At 67.9% G+C, this 24,145-nt stretch carries 17 protein-coding genes; 11 read left to right on the forward strand and 6 right to left on the reverse strand.

Translation table 11 applies throughout. The annotated features are described in order from the left end of the window. The first annotated feature begins 141 nt into the window (after positions 1-141). The 4 genes from JWN03_RS09150 (at position 142) to nudC (ending at position 10,022) form a co-directional block, all read left to right on the forward strand. A complete protein-coding gene (locus tag JWN03_RS09150; protein ID WP_297612620.1) occupies positions 142-3,915 on the forward strand; it encodes an ATP-dependent helicase in 3,774 nt (1,257 codons plus the stop codon). A 2-nt stretch (positions 3,916-3,917) separates the two neighbouring features. Then, the gene (locus JWN03_RS09155) at positions 3,918-7,766 is read left to right on the forward strand and encodes an ATP-dependent helicase (protein ID WP_441342957.1); all 3,849 of its coding nucleotides are present in this window, start codon (positions 3,918-3,920) and stop codon (positions 7,764-7,766) included. Positions 7,767-7,866: 100 nt separating this feature from the next. Beyond that, positions 7,867-8,925: a potassium channel family protein gene (locus JWN03_RS09160; RefSeq protein ID WP_441342955.1), complete on the forward strand. Its 1,059-nt coding sequence runs from the start codon at positions 7,867-7,869 to the stop codon at positions 8,923-8,925. A gap of 185 nt (positions 8,926-9,110) precedes the next feature. Further along, complete coding sequence (gene nudC, locus JWN03_RS09165) at positions 9,111-10,022, forward strand: NAD(+) diphosphatase (protein ID WP_297612586.1); 912 nt, start codon at positions 9,111-9,113, stop codon at positions 10,020-10,022. A gap of 61 nt (positions 10,023-10,083) precedes the next feature. On the opposite strand, the gene JWN03_RS09170 is transcribed toward nudC, so the two are convergent. Next, on the reverse strand, positions 10,084-10,335 hold the full coding sequence (locus tag JWN03_RS09170) for a mycoredoxin (RefSeq protein ID WP_297612589.1): 252 nt from the start codon (positions 10,333-10,335) through the stop codon (positions 10,084-10,086). Positions 10,336-10,433: 98 nt separating this feature from the next. Here JWN03_RS09170 and JWN03_RS09175 point away from each other — a divergent pair, with 98 nt between their 5' ends. The 3 genes from JWN03_RS09175 to JWN03_RS09185 are packed head-to-tail and all read left to right on the forward strand — an operon-like array spanning position 10,434 to position 11,751. Continuing rightward, positions 10,434-10,853 carry a hypothetical protein gene (locus JWN03_RS09175; RefSeq protein WP_297612592.1) on the forward strand — a complete coding sequence of 140 codons (420 nt, stop codon included), beginning with the start codon at positions 10,434-10,436 and terminating at the stop codon, positions 10,851-10,853. Further along, the gene (locus JWN03_RS09180; RefSeq protein ID WP_297612594.1) at positions 10,850-11,272 is read left to right on the forward strand and encodes an EVE domain-containing protein; all 423 of its coding nucleotides are present in this window, start codon (positions 10,850-10,852) and stop codon (positions 11,270-11,272) included. Before JWN03_RS09175 ends, JWN03_RS09180 begins: the two co-directional genes overlap by 4 nt. After that, on the forward strand, positions 11,269-11,751 hold the full coding sequence (locus tag JWN03_RS09185) for a MarR family winged helix-turn-helix transcriptional regulator (RefSeq protein ID WP_297612596.1): 483 nt from the start codon (positions 11,269-11,271) through the stop codon (positions 11,749-11,751). Before JWN03_RS09180 ends, JWN03_RS09185 begins: the two co-directional genes overlap by 4 nt. A gap of 35 nt (positions 11,752-11,786) precedes the next feature. On the opposite strand, the gene JWN03_RS09190 is transcribed toward JWN03_RS09185, so the two are convergent. Continuing rightward, complete coding sequence (locus JWN03_RS09190; protein ID WP_297612598.1) at positions 11,787-13,043, reverse strand: low temperature requirement protein A; 1,257 nt, start codon at positions 13,041-13,043, stop codon at positions 11,787-11,789. Between the two features lie 361 nt (positions 13,044-13,404). Here JWN03_RS09190 and JWN03_RS09195 point away from each other — a divergent pair, with 361 nt between their 5' ends. Beyond that, positions 13,405-15,558 carry an ATP-dependent DNA helicase UvrD2 gene (locus JWN03_RS09195; RefSeq protein WP_441342956.1) on the forward strand — a complete coding sequence of 718 codons (2,154 nt, stop codon included), beginning with the start codon at positions 13,405-13,407 and terminating at the stop codon, positions 15,556-15,558. Between the two features lie 679 nt (positions 15,559-16,237). Then, positions 16,238-16,525, forward strand: a complete 288-nt coding sequence (locus tag JWN03_RS09200) for a WhiB family transcriptional regulator (RefSeq protein ID WP_297612622.1) — start codon at positions 16,238-16,240, stop codon at positions 16,523-16,525. Between the two features lie 141 nt (positions 16,526-16,666). Here JWN03_RS09200 and JWN03_RS09205 read toward each other — a convergent pair whose 3' ends face one another. The 3 genes from JWN03_RS09205 to JWN03_RS09215 form a co-directional block, all read right to left on the reverse strand. Next, a complete protein-coding gene (locus tag JWN03_RS09205) occupies positions 16,667-18,052 on the reverse strand; it encodes an ABC1 kinase family protein (protein WP_297612625.1) in 1,386 nt (461 codons plus the stop codon). A gap of 44 nt (positions 18,053-18,096) precedes the next feature. Beyond that, positions 18,097-19,038, reverse strand: a complete 942-nt coding sequence (locus JWN03_RS09210) for a TOMM precursor leader peptide-binding protein (protein WP_297612604.1) — start codon at positions 19,036-19,038, stop codon at positions 18,097-18,099. Positions 19,039-19,270: 232 nt separating this feature from the next. After that, entirely contained in the window at positions 19,271-20,707 is a 1,437-nt protein-coding gene (locus JWN03_RS09215) for a zinc-dependent metalloprotease (protein WP_297612606.1), read from the reverse strand. 85 nt (positions 20,708-20,792) lie between these two features. Between JWN03_RS09215 and JWN03_RS09220 the strand changes: the two genes are divergently transcribed. Beyond that, positions 20,793-21,818: a YlbL family protein gene (locus tag JWN03_RS09220; RefSeq protein ID WP_297612609.1), complete on the forward strand. Its 1,026-nt coding sequence runs from the start codon at positions 20,793-20,795 to the stop codon at positions 21,816-21,818. Positions 21,819-21,896: 78 nt separating this feature from the next. On the opposite strand, the gene JWN03_RS09225 is transcribed toward JWN03_RS09220, so the two are convergent. Beyond that, positions 21,897-22,499, reverse strand: a complete 603-nt coding sequence (locus JWN03_RS09225) for a PPA1309 family protein (protein WP_297612612.1) — start codon at positions 22,497-22,499, stop codon at positions 21,897-21,899. Between the two features lie 177 nt (positions 22,500-22,676). On the opposite strand from JWN03_RS09225, the gene JWN03_RS09230 reads away from it, so the two are divergent. Continuing rightward, positions 22,677-24,145: UPF0182 family protein (locus JWN03_RS09230; protein ID WP_297612614.1), on the forward strand; the 1,469-nt coding region annotated here is incomplete at its 3' end.

Raw genomic sequence — 24,145 nt, forward strand, 5'->3', positions numbered from 1 at the left:
CTGCTGCCTCCCGGCGTGCGGCTCCACCCGCCGGCGGGCCGAGTCGAAGGTCCGCGGCGGGCGTCCCCGCTGTGACCGGCGGCACGGCCAACACATGGCAAACGGAACGTGTCGGGGCGGTCTGTTGAAATAGCCGACGTGATGCGATCGGATAGCTCGGTGCAATTGGTGCGCCGGGGCGAGGCAGCCTCCCACCTCCGGGAGTGGGATGCCGCCCTCCGGCCGCTGTTCGACGACCCCGGCATCGATCCCGGCTGGCAGCCGTGGCAGGTGCTCGGCGGTCCGGGCTCGGGCAAGACCGCACTGCTGGTCGATATCGCGGCCGAACGTATTCTGGCCGGGGCGGATCCGGAATCGGTGCTGGTGCTCACCTATTCGAAACGGGCCGCCACCGCGGTGCGTAATGCCATTACTGTCCGAATTGCCGAGGCCGACCCATTGCTGGGTGGGGTACCAGGGGCCACTCGCGGCCCATTGGTGCGCACCCTGCACTCCTACGCCTTCGGACTCCTGCGCACCGTGTCGGCCACCCACGGCAATCCGCCGCCGCGGCTGCTCACCGGCTCCGAGCAGGACATTGTCATTCGAGAGATGCTGCGCGGCGAACTGGCCGACGAGGCGCCGGACTGGCCCGAAAGGCTGCATCCCGCACTGCCCGCCGCTGGATTCGCTGAACAGTTGCGGGATCTCATGCTGCGCGCCACCGAACGCGGCCTCGGGCCCGAGGACCTGATAGCGCTCGGCCATACCCACCGGCACCCCGAATGGGTCGCCGCCGGGCGATTCCACGAACGCTACGAGCAGATCATGCTGCTGCGCTGGTCGGTCGGTATGGACGTGCCGGAAGCCAGTGCGCCCGCCCTCGATGCCGCCGAACTGGTCGGCGCGGCCCTCGACGCCCTGCTGATCGACGCCGATCTGCTGGCCGCCGAACGCGATCGGCTGCGCACCATTCTCGTCGACGACGCCCAGCACCTGGATCCCCTTGCCGCCCAACTCGTTCGAGCCATCGGCAGCGGCGCCGCCACCACGGTCATCGCCGCCGACCCCGACCAATCCGTCTTCACCTTCCGCGGCGCCGACGCCCGCTTCGCCGCCGACCCCGACGCGCCCGCCGACCGCCGAATCATTCTGCGCCACAACCACCGATCCGCCACCACCATCCAAGAGGTCGTCTCCCGCATCACCGCCCGCCTCCCCGGCGCCGGCGCTCACCGCATCCGTCCGGGTGCTCGCAATGCGGCGAACTTCCCGCGGGACATCACCACAGCGGTCGTCCCTCCGGATGCGCGCAACGGTCGAGGCGATGCATCGAACAGTCCGGGCGCCATCGCACCGAACGGCCGGGACCGTCTGGACGACTGGGATGGCCAGGACGACGAGACTCTCTGGGAGACTCCGCCATTCGAGGGCGAGGTGCGGGTGCAGGTACTCACTACCCCGGCCAAGGAGGCCGCCCTCATCGCCGACCACCTCCGTCGCGCCCACCTGACCCACGGCGTCCCATGGTCGAACATGGCCGTCATCGTCCGCTCGGTCCCGCTCTCCCTGGCCCCCCTGCGCCGCGCCCTGCTCGCCGCCGGCGTGCCCGTCCGCCAGCCTCCCGCCGACGTCCCCCTCGCCCGCCGCCGCGGCGCGGCCTGGGCCCTGCTCGCCCTGCGTGCTGTCACCGCAGGCGACCCCACCCGCGTCCGCCACCCCCGCCCCATTCCCTTCACCGCAGACGACGCCCTCGACCTCCTCGCCGGCCCCCTCGGCGGCGCGGACCAGATCAGCCTGCGGCGCCTCCGCCGCGGCATCCGCCGCACCGTCCTCGAGTACGGCTTTCCCGACCGCGCCCCCGAGGATCGCGACGGCGATGAGCCCAACCGGTCCGCCGATTACCTTGCGAGCGAGCGCTATACGACTTCGGAATCGACGGTAGCGGAGGCCACCGACAGCGACGGCGCACGCCCGGGAGTCGCACCGAACGATTCGGTGACCGGTTCGGGCGACGCCGACTCCGGTCGTATCGAATCGGCCGCGAATGCCGGCCCCGCGGTGTCGAAGTCTGCGGCCGCTGTGCAAGGCGGCGAGACCCGCCGTAGTGCCGAACGCTCGGCGGCGGATGTCGACGGTGGCGACGAGAGCACCGATCGCTATGCGGATTTGGATCGGTCGTCGGCGGAGATACTGCGGGATCTGTTGGTGGGAGCGGGGAATCGGGTAATTCTCGAGCGGCTCACCGACGTGGAGGCCGCGCCGTTGCGGCGGGTGCTGAAGGCGCTGGGGCGGGCGCGGACGGTGCGGGGGGACGGCGGCGGGCTGGAGGACACGCTGTGGGGGTTGTGGACCGGGTCGACCCTGGAGCGGCGCTGGGTGGGGCAGTCCGAGCGCGGGGGAGCGGTCGGCATGCAGGCCGATCGCGATCTCGATGCGGTGGTGGGGCTGTTCGAGGCCGCGGCGGCGTATGTCGACCGGCTGCCGCATGCCACCATCGAGGGTTTCGTGGAATACCTGGAGCAGCAGGTGATTCCGCAGGACAATGCGCCGCACACCGATCCGGGCGAGGCGGTGACCATCTGCAGTGCGCACGCCGCTGCGGGCCGGGAATGGGACACCGTCACCGTGGCCGCGGTGCAGGAGGGTATCTGGCCCAATCTGCGCCCGCGCGGCACCCTGCTCGGTGTCGAGGATCTGGTGGATCTGCTTGCCGGAGTGGGGGATACGGGTGAAAAGGTGAGCCGCGCGGCCCCGCTGCTCGCCGAGGAGCGGCGACTGCTGCTGGTGGCATGCAGCCGGGCGCGCCGCTCACTGCTGGTGACCGCGGTCGAATCCGTCACCGGCGACCAGGATCTGGTGCCCTCCCGTTTCCTCGCCGAACTCGATGCCGACACGGCCGACGGGCAGCCCGGCCGCATCCCGCCGCCGATCGACCCGGGCCGGGCGCTGGCCATGCACACCCTCATCGCCGAATTACGCAGTGCCGCATGTGATCCTGAGACCACTCCGGAGCGCCGCTCCCGCGCCGCGCGCCAACTGGCCCGGCTGGCGCGTGCCGGAGTACGTGGTGCGCACCCCGACGACTGGTACGGCACCGCCGAACTCTCCTCCGACAGCCCGCTCTGGAACAGCGAGGACGGCTCCGTCTCGCTCTCGCCCTCCACCGTGGAGCAGCTCAAGACCTGCCCGCTGCGCTGGGCGCTGGAACGGCACGGCGGCAGCGACGGCGAGAATCCGCACGCCCTCAAGGGCAATCTTGTGCACACCCTGGTGCAGGCCCTCGCCGGTCAGGTCACCGAGGCCCAGGTCAAGATCGCTCTGGTCAAGGCATGGAAGAAGGTCGACCCCACCGCGCGCGACGGCGAGAACTGGTATTCCCGAGCCGAATTGCGCCGCACCGAGACCATGGTCGACACCTTCCTGGCCTGGCTGCGCAATACCCGCGACGAACTCACCTCGATCGGCGTCGAGGTGCCGGTGGATTGCATCCTGCCCGCGCGCACACCCGGCGAACTCCCGGTGCGGATCAGCGGGCGCATGGACCGCCTCGAACGAGACGCCATGGGCCGCTTCGTCATCGTCGATGTGAAGACCGGCAAGACACCGATCACCAAACAGGCCGCCGAGGAGCACGCCCAGCTGGCCACCTATCAGGTAGCGGCCGCGGCGGGCGCACTCGGCGACGGCGAACCGGGCGGCGCGCGCCTGGTGTACGTGGCCAAACCCAGCGCCCGCGACGGCGCGGCCACCGAACGCATGCAGCCCGCACTGGACGACGGCGGAATCGAGTCGTGGCGCGGCGTGATCCACGATGCCGCCGCCTCCTCCACCGGACCCAGCTACCTGGCCATGCGCAATGAGGGCTGCCGCCACTGCAAGGTCGCGGGCAGCTGCCCCGTCCAGGACACGGGGCGCCAGGTGACCGACGAGTGAGCATCACTCCTCGTCAACTCGCCGACGCCCTGGGCCTGCCGCCCCCCACCGACGAGCAGGCCGCTGTCATCTCGGCGCCGATCGGTCCCACCCTGGTGGTGGCCGGCGCGGGCGCGGGCAAGACCGAGACCATGGCCTCCCGCGTGGTGTGGATGGTCGCCAACGGCCTGGTCGAACCCGAACAGGTGCTCGGCCTCACGTTCACCCGAAAAGCCGCCCAGCAGTTGACCACTCGTATCCGCACCCGGCTGGCCCGGTTGGCGGGAGCGCCGGTGCTCCGCGATATCGACCCCACCGGCCGGCTGCGCGGCCTGCTCACCGGCTCCGAACCGGAGATCAGCACCTACCACTCCTACGCCGGCCGCCTGCTCACCGAATACGGCCTGCTGCTGCCCGTCGAGCCGACCGCCACCCTGCTCACCCAGACCCAGCTGTGGCAATTGGCCTATCGCGTCGTCTCCACCTGGGACGGCGATCTCGAGACCGATCGCAGCCCCGTCTCCGTCACCGAAGCGGTGCTGGCGCTCTCCGGTCAGCTCGCCGAACACCTGGTGGAGCCTCGCCAATTGGCCACCGCCCATGTGGAATTGGAGCGGCTGATCTTCACGCTCCCGGCAGGTCCACGCCAGAAGGGCGGCCCCAAGAAGACTCTCACCGATCTTGTCGACACCCAGCACGAACGAGTTTCCCTGCTGCCGCTGGTGGAGCGCCTCGCCGAAGAGCTGCGCCGCCGCGGTGCATTGGACTTCGGCGCCCAAATGTCGCTCGCCGCCCGGCTCGCCGCACTGCACGCCGAGGTCAGCGTCGCTGAACGCACCCGCTTCCGCCTCGTCCTACTCGACGAATACCAGGACACCGGCCACTCCCAGCGCATCCTGCTCTCCGCCCTCTTCGGCGGCGTCCACACCGTCCCGCCCGCTGACGCTGGTGAACGAGCAACCCGGGAGCAGCCGCTCGATTCGCCCGGGGGCACTGTGGCGCAGGGGAATCGCACTGCGGACGGTGATCGGGCTGCACGTGAGCACGCATATGAGGGCGAGCCCGCCGATCGTGCCGGAGAGTCCGCCGGGCCGCAGCCGCTGGCGGTGACGGCCGTCGGTGATCCGATGCAGTCGATTTATGGTTGGCGCGGTGCGTCGGCAGCCAACCTGCCACGATTCGCCACCGACTTCCCCAGCGCACCAGGGGTTCCCGCGCCGATCCTGCCGCTCATGACCAGCTGGCGAAATCCCCCGGAGGCCTTGGATCTGGCGAATCTGGTGGCGGATCCACTGCGAATCGCAGCCGCCGCGGGCGGCGGGGTCACGGTGGACGCGCTGCGGCCGCGACCGGGCGCGACACCGGGTCTGGTGGCCTTGGCGCTCACGGATACCGTTGCGGATGAACGGGTTTGGGTGGCAGAGCGGATCAAGGCCGAATGGGAGGCGGCGGCGGACGCGGGGTCGGAGCCACCCACCTCGGCGGTACTGGTGCGGCGCAATGCCGATGCCGCACCGCTGGCCGAAGCCCTGCGCGAGCAGGGTCTGCCGGTGGAGATCGTCGGCCTGGGCGGGCTGCTGCACACCCCCGAGGTCGCCGATATCGTTGCGACACTGCGCTTGATCGCCGATCCCGCCGCCGGTGGCGCGGCGATGCGCATTCTCACCGGGGCCCGCTGGCGCATCGGCGTCGCCGATATCGCCGCACTGTCCCGGCGGGCCCGCGAGCTCTCCATTCGCCGGCCGCCCGGCCAATCGACGGATATCACCGATACGGCCGGGCTGGACGCGGCCCTGCGGGAAGTCGCCCCGGAGCCCGCCGAACGCGCGGGACTGGGCGATGCCATCGCTGATCCCGGTGCGGCAGAACAGTATTCGGCGACCGGATATGCGCGCATCGTGGTGCTCGGCCAAGAACTCGGCGCTTTGCGTGAGCGCGGCGGACAACCCCTCGCCGAACTGGTCGCCGATGTGGAACGCACCATCGGCGTCGGCGTGGAGACCCAGGCTCGGCGGGCCGTCGCAGCGGCCGGGCGCGAACATCTCGACGCCTTCGCCGATGTGGTCGCCGGCTACTCGGCCGACCATCGCTCCTCCCTCAGCGGCCTGCTCGACTTCCTGTCCGCCGCAGAAGAAGTCGAGAACGGTCTGGAGCCCGGCGAAGTCGAAGTGGCACACGATCGGGTGCAGGTGCTCACCGTGCACGCCGCCAAGGGCCTGGAGTGGGAGGTGGTGGCCGTCCCGCACGTGGTCGACGGCACCTTCCCCTCGGGCACCGGCACCACCACCTGGATGGGCGCACTCGCCGAACTCCCCACCCACCTGCGCGGCGACCGGCGATCCGAGGGTGCGGGCGACGGCGTGCCCGTCCTGAATCTCGACGATATCTACGATCGCTCCGACCTGGAACGCGCGCTCGACTCGCACAAGAAGGCCCTCGCCCGCCGCCGTCTGGACGAGGACCGCCGCCTGTTCTATGTGGCCCTCACCCGCACCGAACGCGCGCTCTTCGTCTCCGCCCACCACTGGGCGGAGACCGGCGCGAAACCCAAGGGCCCCTCCGATTTCCTGCTCGAACTGAAGCAGGCCACCGAAACCCCCGGCTCCGCCCTCTCCCGTGGTGTGCGCATCGACCGCTGGGATGATCCGCCCCTGCCCGATACCGCCAACCCCTTCACCGACAACCCGCTCACCGCCTCCTGGCCGCGCGATCCGCTCGGCGCCCGCCGCGAATCTGTGGAGGAGGGTGCGGCGCTGGTCAAGACGGCTCTCACCACACTGCATGTCGAATCCCAGCCCGAGCAGATCGAATTCGACTTCGGCCTGACCGACTCGGCCGACGACGTACCGGCCGAATTCGACAGCGACGCAGCGGATTCAGCCGACGAGCCGGACTTCGACGATCCCGAGGGCTGGGCATCGGACGTGGACGCCCTGATCGCCGAGCATCTCGCCGCCGATCAAGCGATCCGCGAGGTCGAACTCCCCGGCCAGCTCGCCGCCACCGCCCTGGTGGATCTGCGTGCCGATCCCGCCAAACTCGCTGCCCGCCTGCGCCGTCCGCTGCCGTACCCGCCGAGTCCGTTCACCCGCCGCGGCACCGCCTTCCACGCCTGGCTGCAACGCTGGTTCGGCGCGGGCCGGTTGCTCGGCTTCGACGAACTCCCCGGCGCGGCCGATACCTCCGACAATGACGCCGAACTCGTCCGGCTGCAGGAGGCCTTCCTCGCCTCCCAGTGGGCCGACCGCAATCCGATCGAGGTCGAGGTCTCCTTCGAAACCTCGCTGGCCGGCACCGTGATTCGCGGCCGCATGGATGCCGTCTTCCGGCAGCCCGACGGAACCTGGATCGTCGTCGACTGGAAGACCGGCGGTGAACCCACTGTCGCCGAGGAGGATTCGGTCGCCATCCAGCTCGCCGTCTACCGCCTCGCCTGGGCCCGCCTGGAGGCCGCCCGCACCGGCGCCCCCGAGGCCGACGTGCTCGCCCGCACCACCGCCGCTTTCCACTACGTCCGTACCCTCCGCACCATCGCCCCCGAACACCTCGCGGGCCCGGAGGAACTCGCGAATCTCATTACCACCGCGGCCCCGAGGCGAGTTGTCACCGAACCCGAGCCCGCCTCGAAACCGCGCAGCGCCCCCGGACGCCGCGGCGCCGACCCGGAGGCACTCCCGCACATGGACGTCGATTCGCTTCGACGCCAGCCGGATTCGTCACGGGTCCCCGATCCGGAACCCCCGCCGGACGAGAACTTCCCACCGGAATTCCCGTTCGAGGCGACCACCCCGGCACGCCCGGAGGCCGAATCCCCGCCCGACTTCGAGCCCCCGCCGGATCCGGAATCCCTGCCCCCGGAGCTGATTCGGTAGTGGCGACGCGCCCGCGACCGACACCCCGTTGCGGGCGGCGGGCAGGTACGCTCCGGACCTGTGCCGCAGGAAGACGTCCCCGAAATGGCTGGTGATTCGCGTGTTCGGTGATTCTTCGAGGGGTTTGGCTCATCTCACCGACCGCCCGGATTTCGCGCTGGTCGGCATTCTGCGAGTGCCTACAGCGCAGGCCAGCCCCTGGCAGGCGCTGGTGCGGCGACTGGGCATGGCGGTGCTGCTGCTGGCCGTCGCCACCGCGGTGGTGTACTTCGGCCGCGACGGCTATCACGACAATGCCCGCGAGCGCATGTCGCTGCTGGACTCCGCGTACTACGCGACGGTCTCGCTGTCGACCACCGGCTACGGCGACATCACACCGGTCACCCCCACCGCGCGGCTCATCAATATTCTCGTGGTCACCCCGCTGCGGATCCTCTTCCTCATCGTCTTGGTCGGCACCACGCTGGCCGTACTCACCGAACGATCCCGGCAGGCTTTCAAGATTCAGCGATGGAGGCACAGCGTGCGTAATCACACCGTGGTCGTCGGCTACGGCACCAAGGGCCGCACCGCGATCGATGCCATGCTCGGCGACGGCGTGCAGGCCTCCAATATCGTTGTCGTCGATACCGATCCCGTGGTGCTCGAGGCCGCCGCCAATGCCGGTCTGGTGACGGTGCTCGGCTCGGCCACCAGGTCCGATGTGCTGCACCTGGCGGGCGTCGCCCGCGCGTCCGCTGTGGTGGTCGCGGCCAATCGCGACGACACCGCCGTCCTGGTCACCCTCACCGCCCGCGAGATCAACCCGAAGGCGCGCATCTCCGCCGCCGTCCGCGAGGCCGAAAACACCCATCTGCTGCGCCAATCCGGCGCGGACTCGGTGGTGGTCTCCTCCGAAACCGCGGGCCGCCTGCTCGGCATCGCCACCACCACCCCCAGCGTCGTGGAAATGATCGAAGACCTGCTCACCCCCGAGGCCGGCTTCGCCATCTCCGAACGTGAGGTCGATCCCGAGGAAGTGGGCGGCTCACCCCGCCACCTCCGCGACATCGTCCTCGGCGTGGTCCGGGCCGGTGTCCTCATCCGCGTCGGCGATCCGGACACCGACGCCCTGGAAACCAGCGACAAACTCCTCTACCTGCGCCGCGTCCAATCCTGACCCCTGAGTTCGCGGCCCGCCCCGTTTTGGACTGCGGCTCCATAGACCTGCGCCTTGGAGCGGGGGAGCGAACGGCTCCATAGACCTGCGCCTTGGAGGAGCGGAGGGAGGGAAGAACGGGGTGACAGGGCCGCGAACCCGCCGCAGCGAAGCGGAGGCAAATAGGCACAGTGCAAGATAGACCCGTGTCTGGATTTCAGCTGAATGCGGTCCCGGTCCTTTCCCGTACCACCCTGAATCGCGCGGAGACCCTGCGCGCCGATGAGCAGGCCCTGAAAGAGGGCTGGGCGCAGGCGAAGCTGCTACGGATGAACAAACGCGGCCAGGTCCGCATCGACGAGGGTGCGGTCGTGCTGGAACCGGCCACCGCCCTCGCCCCCGAACCGGTCCCGGATGCGGTGTTCCTGGGTGTGGACGGCGATCTGCACCTGTGGGCGGTGCGCGACAACGACATCGAGGGCTCGCTCTCGGATCTGCGTGCCTACGGCGCCACCCTGGAGCTGGACGATTTCGGCACCGGTCTGCTCTCCACCGCCATCGCCCTGCTGAACTGGCATGACAAGGCCCGCTTCAGTGCCGCCGACGGCACCCCGACCACAGTCACCAGCGCCGGCTGGTCGCGCACCAGCGAATCCGGTAACGAAGAGTTCCCGCGCATCGACCCGGCCATCATCTGCCTCATTCACGACGGCGCCGACCGCGTCCTGCTCGGCCGTCAGCACACCTGGCCCGAGGGCCTGTTCTCGCTGCTGGCCGGTTTCGTGGAGGCCGGTGAATCGCTGGAACGCTGTGTCGAGCGCGAACTGCGCGAGGAGGTCGGCGTCGATGTCCGCGATATCACCTATCTGGGTAGCCAGCCGTGGCCGTTCCCGCGCTCGCTCATGCTCGGCTTCACCGCCGTCGCCGATCCGGAGCAGCCGCTGACCTTCCACGACGGCGAGATCGTCGAAGCGCACTGGTTCACCCGCGCCGAGGTCCGCGAGGCGCTCGCGGCCGGCGCCTGGGGCGGCGCGACGAAGACCGATGCGCGCCTGCTGCTGCCCGGCTCCATCTCCATTGCCCGCACGATTGTCGAATCCTGGGCTGCCGCAAGCTGACCCGGGACGAGAAGAAGCCGCACACCCCTCGGATGTGCGGCTTCTTCTTTTTCGGGGCGTCTCAGCTGATGCTGGCGAGAGCCTGCTTGACCTGCTTCAGGGTGGGGTTGGTGGCGGTCGAACCATCGCTGTACTTGATGGTCGGCACCACGTGGTTCCCATTGTTGACGCTGCCCACGAACTCGGCGGCATCCGGGTTCTCTTCGATATCGATCACCGTGTAGGTGATGCCGGACTCGTCGAGTTGGGTCCGGAGGCGTCGGCAGTAACCACACCAGGTGGTCGAGTACATGGTCAGGTCCGTTGCAGTCACGGACTGTGCAACACGGCCCCCGCTGATCGTGTTCCCTCGGCCGGCTGTGATCACGACCGGGGGTTGACAGAGATTTAGTATGCGCGCATACTAAATTCATGAACATCATCGCAGCAGCCACCGCCACTTCGACCGCCGCTCCCAGCGCCTTCTTCGAGAAGTGGGGGGATATGGCCACCTGGTCGGAGTGGAACCAGGACACCGAATGGGTGAAGCTCGACGGCCCGTTCGTCCAGAGCGCTACCGGCACCCTCAAGCCCAAGGGCGGACCCAAGGTTCCGTTCATCGTCGAAAAGCTCACCGATACCGAATTCGTCGATGTTTCCAAGCTCATCGGCGGCCGCCTCACCTTCGCCCACAAGGTCACCACCGGTGACCGCACCACCGTTTCCGTCACCGTCAGCATCGACGGCCCACTGCGCTGGTTCTGGACCAAGATCATGGGCGCCGATCTCGCCAAATCCGCTCAGCCCGACCTGGACGCGCTGGTCGTCGCGGCCGAGGCGGTGCGGGCATGAGCAAGTACTGGCTCGCCGTCGTCTCTCGTGATCACGTACAGCGCGGCGTGGAACTCGGTATCGCACAGGCCAATCACGGCAAACGCGCACCGGTGGAACGTATGCAGCCCGGCGACGGATTCGTCTACTACTCACCCCGCACCGGTATGCGCGAGGGTGAGGTGCTGAAGGCTTTCACCGCCCTCGGAATCATCGCCGACCAGCCCGTCTGGCAGGCCGAGGATCAGGGCGGCTGCTTCCGCCCCTGGCGGCGCGCGGTCGACTACGACCGCAGTGCCGAGCAGGTGCCGATCGATTCGCTGCGCGGCGAACTCGACCTGACCAGCACACCCAACTGGGGGATCGTGCTGCGGCGCGGACTGGTCGAACTGACCGCCCACGATTTCGCCGCCATCTCCCGCGCTATGGTCGGCGAGTGACGGCGCCCGGTGAGAACAGTGAACCCGCGCAATTGCTGCACTCCGATTTCGGCGCCGAGGGAAGTCCGGGCTTCTTGCTCTGGCAGGTGACCAACCGCTGGCAGGCCGCCCAGCGGGCAGCCCTGGACCCCTTCGATCTGACCCACGTCCAGTTCGTACTGCTGGCCGCGCTGACCTGGCTCACCGGCAATGCCGGCGGTGAGCCGGTTATGCAGCGCGATCTGGCCGCCCAGGCCGCGACCGACCCCATGATGACCTCGCAGGTGCTGCGCGTCCTGGAGAACAAGGGCCTGATCGAACGCCGCGGCCACCCGCACGACCGTCGCGCCAAATCCCTCGTGCCGACGGAAACCGGTGTGGCCCTGGTGAATCGGGCCATTGTCGCGGTCGAATCCTGTGACCGTGAGTTCTTCGCACCGCTTGGGGAGAACACCCCCGCCTTCACCGTCGCCTTGCGCCGACTTCGCGATCGAGGCTGAGTAATACGCCGAAATCACAAGGCGGCGTATAGGTTTCACGCCTCGGCAGCGCCGGGTTCGTCGCGCGACGGGCGGTGCGGACGGGCGGGACCGGTCCCCGTACGCCATTTGCCGTCGGTGTAGGTCTGCCACAGCAGTGACCAGACGATCAAAACGAGCACCCCGTACACCGCGCCGATCGGGCCGAGGTGCACGGCGAAGAAACCCAGCCCCACCGCGATCAGCATGCACGGCAGCGGATAGCCGAGGATGCTGCGCCAATCGGCACCACTGCGCAGGCCACTCATACCGGTGATCGCGAAATACGCTGCGGCGCCGCCGTACAGCACCCATCCGATGCCCGTCGTCACATGGCCGTCCGCATGCGCGATGGTCATTCCCAGACCCGCCGCCACCGTGGCGATCGCGCCGGTGACCCCGCAGTGCGTCGCCATAATGTGCTGCCATGGCACACCGCTGCCCGGATCCACGCCACTCATCAAGCGGGGGATCGCGCCGAACAGGAGGGTCAGCGCCCACAATCCCGCGAGAATCGCGAACGACCCGAAACCCAGCACGAGCACCCGCGCCGTCCAGGCCTCCGCGCCAACGGCGTCGATCACCGCGATGACGCCCTCACCGAGCACGATGATCACGTAGAGCCCGAGCCGTTCCCCGAAATGCTCCGGATCGGCATGCACCGCTTTGATTTTCGGCACCTCGATACCGTCGAAGCGATGTGACCTGCTCAGCCGCCAATCGAGCTTCTGCTGGGCCTGGGCCAGCATGCGCTCCCCGCTGACCGCGAACATCAGATACAGGTCGATCGTGAGCCCCACCGCCCACCACCAGTACTTCCCCGGTTCGCCCACCCACAGCGAGACGATCCACGGCAGTACCCCGACGGTCAGCTGCGCGACCGGCCAGTCGACCACGATGCGCCCGCGCCCCCAGATCTGCGCCGTGCACAGCCGCAGCACCACATACACCGCCGCGAAAGTGGTCGAATGCCGATCGGGCACACCAGCCACCGCCGCGGCCATCAAGCCGAGCCCCAGCATGGCCGCGAGCATCAGCCCCTGATGCGTGTGATCGCGAGCGACATCGCTGTACAGCGTGATGCACGCCCAGGCCGTCCAAAATGCCAGGTACAGGACCAGATACAGCGCGAACTCGCCGAGCGAGGGCCCACGATGCAGCAGATGCGTGAGCTGACTGATCCCCGCCACCGCGACCAGGTCGAAGAACAACTCCATCCAGGTCGCATGCCGATCATGCGCAGTTGTGCCCTCAGCGGGTGCGTTATTCGCCACGCGGGCACGCTAACCCGAGACCTGTCCGCCCGCCGTTAAGCCGCGCGCCGCCACCGCACGGCAATGGCCGCTGGCACAGCAGAATCCGGGCCGCCCATCGACGAGCACGGCATCACACGGCTTCCGGGTATCCGCTGCCGACAGAGATCGCACTGTCGGAGACGCATCGCAGGCAGCGCTGTGCGCGGGCCGCCTGGACCGCAACTCAGTCCGATGACGTTGCATCGGCCCTGCCGCATTGTCCCGGGGTTATGTCTCGGGCGCTGCGGCCACTCGGCTGGATCGGATTGTCGGTGGGTGCGCGGCGTCGATTCGGGGGTGGGTCGGGCAACGGGCGGGCGGGTTGTCGGACGGCACTGTCATGATGGTGCGCGTGACTGCCGCCGCAACCCAGCAGGCCAAACTCCGGCTCGACGAACTCGATGCCGAGCAGGCGGCCGCTGTGCGCGCGCCGCGCGGGCCGGTATGCGTGCTGGCGGGAGCGGGCACGGGCAAGACCCGGACCATCACCCATCGCATTGCGCATCTGGTGTCCGCCGGGCATGTGCGCTCGGATCAGGTGCTGGCGGTGACCTTCACGGCCCGGGCCGCGGGGGAGCTGCGCAACCGGCTGCGCGCGCTCGGGCTGGGCGGTGACGCCGGTCAGGTACAGGCCCGCACCTTCCACGCCGCCGCGCTACGGCAGCTGCGCTACTTCTGGCCGCAGGTGGTCGGCGATGTGCCGTGGAAGCTGCTCGACCGCAAGTTCCCGGTGGTCGCCCAGGCCGCGGGCCGGGCCGGGCTGGGCACCGACACCGAGACCCTGCGCGATCTGACCAGCGAAATCGAATGGGCCAAGGGCTCACTCATCGCACCGGAGGATTACGCCGCCGCGGTGGCGCGGCTACAACGCGACGCCCCCTTCGAGGCGTCGAAGGTCGCGGCCGTCTACGCCGGCTACGAATCGGCCAAGGCGACTTCGGGCGGCATCCTGCTGGACTTCGACGATCTGCTGCTGCACACCGCCGCCGCGCTCGAGGATTACGCCTCGGTCGCCGAGGAGTTCCGGGGCCGCTACCGCAGCTTCGTCGTCGACGAATATCAGGACGTCACGCCGCTGCAGCAGCGTGTGCTCGACGCCTGGCTCGGCGATCGCGACGATCTGACCGTGGTCGGCGACGCCAACCAGACCATCTACTCCTTCACCGGCGCCAGCCCGACCTTCCTGCTGGACTTCTCCCGCCGCTTCCCCGACGCCACGGTCATCCGGCTGGAACGCGACTACCGCTCCACTCCACAGGTCGTCTCGCTGGCCAATCGGGTGATCGGGGCCGCGCGCGGCCGCATTGCCGGAACTCGGTTGCAATTGATCGGCCAGCGGCCCGAAGGCCCCGAACCCGGCTTTGCTGAATACGACGACGAGCCCGCCGAGGCCGCCGCCGCCGCGAAAGCCATTGCGGCCCTGCTCGAGAAGGGCACCCCGGCTTCCGAGGTCGCCATCCTCTACCGCATCAATGCCCAGTCCGAGGCGTACGAGCAGGCGCTCACCGAGGCGGGCATCCCGTATCAGGTGCGTGGTGGCGAAGGCTTCTTCAATCGCCCCGACGTCCGCCAGGCCGTGCAGGCGCTGCGCCAGGCCGGCGCTCGCGACTATCTGCCCGATGCCCGCGGCCCCGAACTGGTCACCCTGGTGCGTGCCGTACTGGCCCGCCTCGGCCTCACCAATGAGGAACCCGTCGGTGTCCAGGCCCGCGAACGCTGGTCCGCGCTGGTGGCGCTGGTGGCGCTCACCGAGGAACTGGCCGGCCACGAACCCGAACTCGATCTGCCCGCCCTGCTGCGCGAGCTCGCCGCCCGCGCCGAGGCCCGCCACCCACCGACCGTGCAGGGCGTCACCCTGGCCTCGCTGCACGCGGCCAAGGGTCTGGAGTGGGATGCGGTCTTCCTGGTCGGCCTGGCCGACGGCACCCTGCCGATCCAGCATGTGCTCGGCCCCGACGGCGCGGTCTCCGACGAGGCCGCTCTCGAAGAAGAGCGCCGCCTGCTCTACGTCGGCGTCACCCGGGCCCGGGTGCACCTCCAATTGTCCTGGGCGCTGGCACGTTCCGAGGGTGGTCGCAAGGTGCGCCGCCGCTCCCGCTTCCTCAACGGCCTGGTCCCCGACGATTCGCCGGCCTCCCGCATCGCCCAGCACCCCACCGATCGCCGGGGCCCCAAGCGCGTACACCCGACCTGCCGGGTCTGCGGCCGCCCGCTGCTCAATACCCAGGCGACCATGCTCGGCCGCTGCGCGCGCTGCCCCGCGGATATCGACACCGAACTCCTCACCGCCCTCAAGGAGTGGCGCAAGGAGAAGGCGGACGAGCTCTCGCTGCCGCACTTCGTCGTCTTCAGCGATACGACCCTCACCGCCATCGCCGAACAGCGCCCCGCAGACGACGGGGCCCTGGTCTCCATCCCCGGCATCGGCGCCAAGAAGCTACAGACCTACGGCGCGGACGTCCTGGCCATCATTCGGGCCCGCAGTCAGAGCTGAGCGCAAGCCCGCAAAACTGCTGGTCAAAAATAAGTTGTGTGCATCCGTATATGTACCTAATGTGGTTCGCATGCACCCGGGAGGACATCCCGGCGCGCATGCGACATTTATCGGCTACGAGCGCAGGACGGGAGGCAACAAGAACATGAACAGCATCGTGAACATCACCGCTACCGGTTCCACCGGCTATTTGGCGACGACTCCGGTCGTCTCCGTCATGTCGGCCTCCCGGGGGATCCTCGCTGTGCAGGGGATTCGTCTGTCCGGCCGTAGTGGCGATCTTGGTCTTCAGGGTTTTGCAACCAAAACCCAAGCGGCACAGACGATCGTCATGAAGCAGGACAAGCCCAGCGGTGGCTGGCACCCGGTAGTCGCAGCAGCGGCTCCCGGCATGCACGCAGTCGAGTCGGGAATCAACCCGGCGAATCTGCGGCCAGCCCGCCTCCGCGATATCCACCTAGCGACCGTGATCAGGAGTCGACACCGAAGTCGACTCGGGTAGGGGACAACCCCCAGACCTCCTGGCCACGGATCGCTTCCAAGCGAAACCGTGGCCATAGTTTTATCGGCCTCCAGCCACGGCACCGGTTTCGCGGAATACAACGCAACGTCTTCCACAAGACGACCGCTGCACGAGCTGAAGGAGAACGACGTGTCCACCACGGTTATCCGTGACCGCGTGACATGCCGCAATAACGTGGCCTCGACCCCCCGTATCCGCCGGGGCGTCACCATGACCCTGCCTTGTCGAGACGGTAACCCCGATCTCTGGTTCGCCGAGAACCCTGCCCAGTTGGAAGAGGCGAAGGTGCTGTGCGCCAGCTGCCCGATCCGGCAGGGTTGCCTGTCCGCCGCCATCGATCGCGCCGAGCCCTGGGGAGTGTGGGGCGGCGAGATCTTCGACCAGGGTGCGGTCATTGCCCGCAAGCGCCCGCGTGGTCGCCCGCGCAAGGTCGCGGTGGCATGACAGGCCTGACGGCCGGGGGTGAAAAAGAACGCATACGACCCGCTTACTTCTCGGTAAGCGGGTCGCTTTGCGTCCAGGGTCTGAAAGCCGCTGTGCAGCGTGGTATTTCAGGCGGTGCGGTATTTCAGGCGGTGTGGTATTTCAGCTCGCGGTGCGGTATTCCTTGTAGCCGGGGACCCAATCCTGCATGAGCTTCATGAAGGGCAGTTCGGCATCGAGCTGGGCGCAGATGCCGATGGATCCGCCGAGCACCCGGAAGATCATTATGTACTCGGCCGGGAGTTGCAGGGCGCGAGCGGTTTTCATCATGTCTTGATTGGTGAGATCGGTGGCCTTACCCGCCACGCGCTGCATCCACTTGCGGGTGAAGTGGAAGGTCTCGGTCTTGATGGGGTCGGTGAAGGGTCGCAGGTAATCCTGGATTTCCTGGTGGCTCACCGTTTTTCCGGGGATGACCCAGCCATTGGTGGTCATCAGCTCGGTCAGTTCGTCGAAGCGCTCCTCGACGGCCAGCGCGACCATCTGGCCCAGGATGGGCGGGAACCCATTGGGCAGTGGTGCGCAGGCGCCGTAGTCGATGACGGCGAGGCGGCCGTCCGGCATGACCATGAAATTGCCGGGGTGCGGGTCGGCGTGCAGCAGCCCCGCGATTGCCGGTGAGGAGAAATGGAATTCGCCCATCAGCGCGGCGACGCTATTGCGCTGCTCCAGCGTGCCCGCCGGGTCCTCCATACCGTGAGAGATGACCTTGGAGACCGGCGTGGCATTGTCCAGCCACTCGGTGACGATCACCTTGGGGGCGCTGGCCACCACCTTCGGCACCAGGAAGCGCGGGTGGCCCTCGAAGGCCTTGGCGAACTGGCGCTGGTGCCCGCCCTCGATGCGATAGTCGAGTTCTTCCTCGGTGCGCTCGCTGATTTCGGCGAGGATCGGCTTCACATCGGCGCCGGGAATGATCGCGCCCATCATGCCGGCCATGCGGTTGAGGGTCTTGAGGTCGGCGCGCAGGGCTTCATCGGCGCCCGGGTACTGCACCTTCACCGCGACAATGCGCCCATCGGACCATTCGGCCTTGTGCACCTGTCCGATACTGGCCGAGGCGGTGGGATTATCGTCGAATTCCCGGAAGCGTTGCCGCCAGCCGGTTCCGAGTTGCTGGTCGAGTTGACGGTGGACGGCGGCGGTCGGCATAGGCGGGGCCGCTGACTGCAACTTGGTGAGGGCTTCGCGGTAGTGCTCGCCGAACTCTTCGGGTACGGCTGCTTCGAACACGGACAGCGCCTGCCCGAATTTCATCGCCCCACCCTTGAGCTCGCCCAGCACCGCGAACAGTTGTTCGGCGGCCTTCTGGTTGAGTTCCGCATTGATTTCCTGCTTATCGCCCCCGGCCAGTTTGCGGCCGAACCCCACGGCCGCTCGCCCTGCGATGCCGAGTGGAATCTTCGCCAACTTGGCATTGCGGGAAGAGCGCTTGCTCACAATCTCTGACACGCTCCCATCATGCCGATGTCCCAGACGGTTCGCCATGGGAATCAGCTGTAATCGCGGGTCCAGGGCATTAGTGGGATCCGTCACAGCAACTCCGCTCGGCTATTGCCGTACACCCCGGGATCAGCGTCGGCCGAGCGCATTTCGGCTGCGGCGGACTCTCCGGCAGCTTCCTGGACACCTTCGGCAGCATCGGTGCAACCGCAGTGCGGGTGGACCGACCAGGGCCGGAACTCGAGGTGGTGCGAGTCCAGATCCAGTTCCAGCGTCGAGTTCAGGGTGGCCGGCGCCTGATCGTCGCGGCCGTACGCAATGGTCTCGACCTCACCGAGCGCCAAGGCCGCGGTAGCCGCTATACCGGCGGGGGAGAGGTAGCCCACGCGCCCAAGTAATTGAGCACACAGATGCGGCCAGTCCGGATCATGATCACAACGGTGCAGATCGGCGCAGCGCAGGCAGCTGGTCGCACCCGGCAGCACCAGCGGGCCGATAACACCGCGCCCGTCGCGAATGCGCACCTGCAGATGCGGAATGCGGCGTCGCATGAGCTCGGCGACCAGCGCCGGATCGGGTACCAGCGCATCGGCCAGCACCACGAGATCGGGATGCACGGTGCGCTGCGTGGCAGCGTGGCCGGGCGCGGAATGGCTGGGCTGCAAGCCGATTCGGCGCAGACCCTCGATCAACGCGTCCGACAGCGGCCCGCGCCCGTGCACCCGCACATTGCGTAATCGCGAACCGGCGTCCTCCCGGGCCAGTAGCCCGGCGGCGGCCATCTCGTCCAGCAGCGTCCGCGTGGCCCCGGCGTCGAACCCCAATTCCCCGGCATGCGAAAGAATCTCGGATCGGGTGCGCACCCCGTCCAGCAGCCGCAGTAGCGCGGGCACGGCCTCCGCGGGGCCCGGCGGTCGCAGCACGACAGCATGCCCGGGATCCCAGCCCAACTGCACCAACCCATTACACCGCCGCAGCACCGCGATTCGCGGATGCAGCATCGGCCCGTGCGTACGTGGCAGCGTCGTCATAACAGCAGTGTGCGCCGCCCCGTAAACGAAATAACTCGTGAAAACGCTTAACCACCAGCGCTTTCACGAGTTATCCACAAGTAGCTCGAACGGGATTGCGCACCCGGCGTGCATCGCGCGCGGTCACTCACGCCCCGTCATCCCGGCACGCTTTTGGCCGGGATCCACGCCTGTAGTGCCTCAACGGCCGCAGTGGATTCCGGCCAAAAGCACGCCGGAATGACGAAGGCGCTCAGGAGGCCGGCTTGTCGCCTTCGTCCTCGTCGTCGGGCTTGTCGCCCGACTCCGTCTTGTCGCCCTCGGCCTTGTCCATGGACTCCTTGGCCGCGCGCTCGCGGGCCTCGGTCTCGGCCAGCTGCGCCATCGGATCGTCGAAAGCTGTGGTCCCGCCGCCCAGCACCGTATCGATGAAGCCGGCCGGTGCGTCCAGATCGGAGGAGTCGGGCAGCAGATCCGGGTGCGCCCAGATGCCGTCGCGCTTCTCGACACCGGCGTCGGTGGTCAGTCGCCGCCACAGTGTGGCCGCCTCGCGCACCTTGCGCGGCCGCAATTCCAGCCCGACCAGGGTGGCGAAGGTCTGCTCCGCCGGACCACCGGTCGCCCGGCGGCGGCGCAGCGTTTCAGCGAGCGCGCCCGCGCCCGGCAGTCGATCGCCGACCGCATCGGTCACCACGGTCTCCACCCAGCCCTCGATGAGGGCGAGCAGCGTCTCCAGGCGATCGAGCGCGGCCTGCTGCTCGGGCGTGGTCTGCGGCTCGAAGGTGCCCTGTGCGAGCAGCTCCTCCAGCTTCGACGGATCCTGCGCCAGCGTCATGGGGTCGAGCCCCGCCGCGGCCTGCTCGATGGCCGAGAAATCCATCTTGATGCCGCGTGCGTATTCCTCGACCGCGCCCAGCACCTGCTGCCGCAGCCACGACACATGCGCGAAGAGGCGCTGATGCGCGGCCTCGCGGGCGGCGAGGTAGACCAGGATCTCGCTCTCCGGCTGCTCCAGCCCGGCACTGAATTCGGCAATGGCCGTGGGCAGCAGCGCCGCGGTGCCGTCGGGGCCGAGCGGCAGGCCGATATCGGTGGAGGTCAGTACCTCCTTGGCGAGCTGGCCCAGTGCGGAGCCCAGCTGCGAACCGAAGGCGAGCCCGCCCATCTGGCCGAGCATGCCCATCATGGGCGCCGCGAATTCCTTGGCCTCGGCGGGCAGGGTCGCGGTCCACATGCCGGAAACCTGTTCGGCCACCGGATCGCAGAGCCGCTTCCAGGTGGGCAGCGTCTCCTCGATCCAGTCGTTGGCTGTCCAGGCGACGGTCTTGGTGGCGCCCGCGGGCAGTGTGGTCACCGGATCCAGCCACAGTTCGGCGAGATGCGCGGCATCGGCGACGGCACGCTGGGCGCCGGCGGTGACGGGCGTGACACTCGAACCGAGCTGCTGGCGGGCCAATCGCTTGGCGAGGTCGTAGTTGACCGGACCGGATTGGCCGCCCGGCTGACTCATGCTGGTGAACATCTGACCCAGCTGACTCAGCATCTGCCCCAGTTGCGAGGGATCGAATCCGCCGCCACCCGGACCACCGAATCCGAACGGGTTGTTCGCACCAGAACCGCTGGACTCGTCACCGGGCTTGCGCTCCGGGTCGTCGTCACGATTCGAGAATCCGAACGGAATGTCACTCATACCTACTACGGTACTGGAGCCGCGGGTGGGGCGAACCGCAGAGCGGAGCGCGGCATTCGAGTGCATCACCAGTACCCTTGGCCGCGTGAACCGTCGGATATTCACCCTGCTCGCTGCCTTGATCCCGATTCTGGCGCTCGGGATCGTGGGCAGCGTCGTCACCGTCCCGTTCGTGGCGCTCGGACCTGGTCCGACATTCAATACGCTGGGCGAGGTGAGTGGAAAACAGGTGGTAGAGGTGCGTGGCGCGCCCCTGGACCCGACCACCGGCAATCTGAATATGACGACGGTCTCCGTTCGCGACCAGCTGAATATCTTCGAGGCATTCGGCCTCTGGGTAGATGGTCAGCACGGTCTGGTTCCGCGTGCCGAGGTGTATCCGCCCGGGGTGTCGCGTGACGAGATAGACAAAAGCAATCAGCAGGACTTCAAGGACTCCGAAGACAATGCCGAATTGGCCGCATTGCATTTCTTGAAGATGCCGACGGTGGTGCGCTTGCGCGCGGTTACCGAGGACGGGCCCGCCAAGGATGTGTTGCGCAAGGGCGACGAATTGGTGAGTGTCGCCGGTAAGCCGATCACGACCTCCAAGGATGTGGTGTCCGCGGTATCGGGCGCCAAGCCCGGGAGTGCGATTCCGGTGGTGTTCCGCCGCGACGGGGCCGAGCAGAGCGCCGAGATAACTCTCGGGGCGCGCCCGGACGATTCCAGCAAGGGCTACCTCGGCATCACGCCGGGTGAATATGCCAGCGGCACGCTCGAGGCCGACTTCAACCTCGCCGAGATCGGTGGTCCGTCCGCGGGCCTCATGTTCACCCTCGCCCTCATCGACAAGCTCACGCCCGGTGAGTTGAGCGGCGGCAAGTTCGTCGCGGGCACCGGCACCATCGACCCCGACGGCAAGGTCGGCCCGATCGGCGGGATCCAGTACAAGATGATCGCCGCCCGCGAGGCGGGCGCGGAGACCTTCCTGGTCCCCGCCGCCAACTGCAGCGAGGCGGCGCAGCGCACCCCCGACGGCCTGCGCCTGGTCAAGGTCGAAAACCTCGCCGTCGCAGTCCAATCCCTGGACGACATCAATGCCGGCAAGGACGTCCCCAGCTGCAGCTAGGCACAGCTGTCTCGAAACAAGAATCGCGCCCGCTGCCGGATGGCAGCGGGCGCGATTGCTTTCGGTCTTCGACTGCTGTCAGTCCTCGGGCTCGTTGTCCAGTGTCTGCCGCACGGCATCGACCAGGTTCGGCGCGAGGTTCGGCGCGGTGCGGAGCTCGAGATCGCCGAACGGGTCTTCCTCGTGTTCGGCGGGCCGCACCTGCAGCAGCGACAGTGAGGTGCCGTCGCGGAGCACGCCGACGAACAGACGTGCGTCGCGGCGCTCCGGGTGTGTCACCGCGGCCTGCCTTCCGGCGGAGTCGGCGGCGTCGGGATCGGCGAGCAACGGTGCGATGGCATCGTCCAGGGTCTGCTCGGCGTCCGGCGGCAGTACCACGATCTGCTGCACCAGTACGCAGCCTTCGACGGCCTGCGGCCAGCTGGTGGTGGCGAGGAATTCGTCGAGCGCGCGCGGATGGTCGCCGTTGATGTCCTCCGGGAACGGTTCCTGCGCAATGGGAGTCAGGGCGTCTTCGGAGTCGACCTGATCCAGCAGCGAAGGTTCGGCGGCTACCAGGTCGACCGTCGGTACCAGCGCGAACATCTGCGGCGGGCGGTCCCAGCCTTCGCCGTCGGCGTACTCGGCGACTTCACGGATGCACCGGTACAGGGCGGATGCGGCCCACTGCTCAGGGTTCACCCGACAATCCTCGCATCGGCTTCCGAGAGTCTCGAGTGCGGGTGTTGGGCGGGAACGGGGGCGATTTACGTAGAGTGGGGCGCGAACGGTCCCCCGGGACCAGCTCGCATCATCGGACTGCGGTGTACCGACCGGTATTTCCGGCGCGGGCCTGCCAGACCCTGGGAGAGTGGCATCGTGGGCATGCGCCCCCCGACAGGCTTACCTTCGCTGTCACGCCGCAGCCGAATACTGCTGGTGACAGCGCTGGCATTGGCTGCCTTGTTATTGGTCGGGCCTCGGCTCACCGACGCCTATACGAACTGGTTGTGGTTCGGGGAGGTCGGTTTCCGAGGTGTTTTCACTCGGGTGCTGCTGACCCGATTCCTCCTCTTCCTCGTGGTTGCACTGGTGGTCGGCGCGATCATCTGGTTGTCGCTGCTGCTGGCGTACCGGTCGCGTCCGGTGTTCGTGCCGGTGTCCGGACCCGGCGATCCGATCGCGCGTTATCGCACCACCGTCATGGGCCGATTGCGCCTGTTCGGCATCGGGATTCCATTGCTGATCGGTCTGCTGTCGGGTCTGGTGGCGCAGTCGAGCTGGGCGACGGTGCAGCTGTTCCTGCACGGCGGCAAGTTCGGTGTGCAGGATCCGCAGTTCCATCTGGACATCGGCTTCTACACGTTCGATCTGCCGTTCTATCGCATGGTGCTGAACTGGCTGTTCGTTGCCGTGGTGATCGCGTTCTTCGCGAATCTGGTGACGCACTACGTGTTCGGCGGTCTGCGCCTGGCTGGTCGCGAGGGCACGCTGAGCACGGCGGCGCGCGTTCAGCTGGCGGTGCTGGCGGGACTCTTCGTGCTGCTCAAGGCGATTGCGTACTGGTTCGACCGGTATGCGTTGCTGTCGAGCACCCGTAAGGAACCGACCTTCAGCGGTGGTTCCTACACCGATATCAATGCTGTGTTGCCCGCCAAGCTGATCCTGCTGTCCATCGCGGTGATCTGTGCGCTCGCGTTCTTCGCCGGAGTGGTGCTGCGCGACTTGCGGATTCCGGCCATGGCGGCGGCGCTGCTGGTGCTGTCCTCGCTACTGGTCGGCGCGGTGTGGCCGCTGCTGGTGGAGCAGTTCTCGGTGCGCCCGAATGCGGCCACCAAGGAGAGCGCGTATATCCAGCGCAATATCGCGGCCACCCGTGATGCGTATGGACTCACGCCGGACAAGGTGGAGTACTCCGACTACGCGGGCGCGGCGACCAAGGATCCGGTGACGGTCCCCGCTGACCAGTCGACCATCAAGAACATCCGTTTGCTGGACCCGAACCTGTTGACCCAGACCTTCATCCAGCGCAATCAGCAGCTGCAGAACTTCTACGGCTTCCCGGATCCGCTCGATATCGACCGCTACACCATCAATGGTCAAATGGGCGATTACATCGTGGCGGCCCGTGAACTGCAGCCGCAGAACCTGTCCGGCAACCAGACCGACTGGATCAACAAGCACACCGTCTACACGCACGGCAATGGCTTCGTGGCCTCTCCTGCGAACCAGGTGAATGTGGCTCCGCCCAAGGACACCGCGGCGGCGCAGGCGGCGGCGGGCAGTGACTCCGGCGGCGGCTACGGCTATCCGACGTTCAATATCGGTGACCTGTCCACGGTGAGTGA

This window comes from Nocardia sp., from assembly GCF_025465275.1.
Classification (GTDB): domain Bacteria; phylum Actinomycetota; class Actinomycetes; order Mycobacteriales; family Mycobacteriaceae; genus Nocardia.

Coding starts and splice junctions, on each gene's coding strand:
- JWN03_RS09215 (WP_297612606.1), bottom strand. CDS start 20,707: ATGAGTGACATTCCGTTCGGATTCTCGAATCGTGACGACGACCCGGAG.
- JWN03_RS09180 (WP_297612594.1), top strand. CDS start 10,850: ATGAGCAAGTACTGGCTCGCCGTCGTCTCTCGTGATCACGTACAGCGC.
- JWN03_RS09195 (WP_441342956.1), top strand. CDS start 13,405: ATGATGGTGCGCGTGACTGCCGCCGCAACCCAGCAGGCCAAACTCCGG.
- JWN03_RS09210 (WP_297612604.1), bottom strand. CDS start 19,038: ATGACGACGCTGCCACGTACGCACGGGCCGATGCTGCATCCGCGAATC.
- JWN03_RS09150 (WP_297612620.1), top strand. CDS start 142: ATGCGATCGGATAGCTCGGTGCAATTGGTGCGCCGGGGCGAGGCAGCC.
- JWN03_RS09175 (WP_297612592.1), top strand. CDS start 10,434: ATGAACATCATCGCAGCAGCCACCGCCACTTCGACCGCCGCTCCCAGC.
- JWN03_RS09205 (WP_297612625.1), bottom strand. CDS start 18,052: ATGGCGAACCGTCTGGGACATCGGCATGATGGGAGCGTGTCAGAGATT.